1 protein-coding gene is annotated in these 1,480 nt (G+C 45.7%); it reads left to right on the top strand.

Annotated elements, in window-relative coordinates; all coding sequences use genetic code 11:
- The first annotated feature begins 99 nt into the window (after nucleotides 1-99).
- The gene (locus KQX66_RS36335) at nucleotides 100-1,431 is read left to right on the top strand and encodes an IS3 family transposase (RefSeq protein WP_216798382.1); all 1,332 of its coding nucleotides are present in this window, start codon (nucleotides 100-102) and stop codon (nucleotides 1,429-1,431) included.
- The last annotated feature ends 49 nt before the right edge of the window (nucleotides 1,432-1,480 follow it).

The raw sequence follows: 1,480 nt of genomic DNA, 5'->3' as shown, positions 1-1,480 counted from the left end.
TGAACTGTAACCCGTAAGATGGACACTTGAAAAAAAGTGACCTCTTACGGTTTTTTGTGCTTTAATCATACTATCGAGAATACATGGGGAATGAACATCATGAGGAAAATCAGAACAGGATTTACTGAAACAGAGATCAGGCTATTGGAGTCCAATCCGAACGTAAGCCGCGTATCGGGGAGAAACATCTCGTATGCTCCAGCTTTTAAACTCGCAGCAGTGCAAGCTAACCGGGCAGGAGTGCCACCAATGGAGATTTTTTTGAAAGCAGGATTTAGTATCGAACTCGTTGGCCAGAGAACACCTACAGAAAGCCTCTATCGCTGGAGAGAGACCTACGCTAAGTACGGTGAGGCTGGCTTGTTAGAAGAGCGCCGAGGCCTTGGAAGTACGGGTAGACGATCAAAAACGGAATCATCAGTAGAAGAGAAGCTGCAACAAGCAGAAGCTCGGATTAAACTCCTCGAAGCGGAGAACGAGCTATTAAAAAAGCTAGAAGCGCTCGAAAGGCGAAAAAGTAAGGAGTTGACGCCTTCCGAGCGCTTTCAGCTCATTCATCAAACGATTCGTAAGCATGATTTACGACGTTTAACACGTTACCTCTGTCAGATTGCCGAAGTAAGTGCAAGCGGCTATTACCGTTGGTGTAGCGCTGAGGAGTCGCGTCAACTGTTAGAGACAGCCGATCAATACGACTTTCAGCTTATTAGGGAGCATTTTGAAGCGTTGAACAGGAAAGCAGGCGCATTGGTGATCAAAATGAGGCTGGAGAAATTGAATGGCATTGTCATGAATCATAAAAAGATTCGTCGTATCATGCGCAAGTTTGGGTTAGTAGCTACGATCCGTCAAACCAATCCCTATCGCAAAATGGCTAAAGCGACGCAAGAACATCGTACATGTCCTAATCTCCTGGAACGTCAGTTTGATCAAGGAGAACCAGAGAAGGTCCTCCTTACAGACATCACATACATGCGCTATGGTAACGGTCAGTGGGCATATCTTTCTTGTGTGAAAGACGGTGCTACGAAGCAGATTCTGGCACACTATCTATCTTCAACGTTGGAGCTATCCTTAGTTGAACGGACAATGGCTCGCCTACTCAAACGATTGGATGGAAATATTCATCCAGATGCCATCTTCCATTCTGACCAGGGTGTGCACTATACGCACCCGAAAACCCGCCTCCTCATCGCCGAAGCTGGGTTTAAGCAGTCGATGTCTCGTAAAGGGAATTGCTGGGATAATGCGTCCATGGAGACGTTCTTTGGTCATATGAAGGACGAGCTCGACTACAAGGGCTGTAAATCTCTTAAAGAACTGCGGCTACGGGTCAATGAGTATGTGATCCACTACAATTCAGAACGCTATCAGTGGACACTAAAAAAGATGACTCCTGATGAATTCAGAAGTCATCTCCTAGCTGCTTAAGGCTTCAATACCGTTTTTCAACACTGTCCATAAATGAGGTTACAGTTCA

Origin of the sequence: Paenibacillus oleatilyticus (assembly GCF_018998565.1) — a bacterium.
Lineage (GTDB): Bacteria > Bacillota > Bacilli > Paenibacillales > NBRC-103111 > Paenibacillus_G > Paenibacillus_G oleatilyticus.
Note: the sequence above shows the minus strand (reverse complement) of the source record. Positions and strands in the feature narration are given on the sequence as shown.

Excerpts from the sequence above, each read along its gene's own strand:
- KQX66_RS36335 (WP_216798382.1), top strand. The coding sequence starts at position 100 with ATGAGGAAAATCAGAACAGGATTTACTGAAACAGAGATCAGGCTATTG.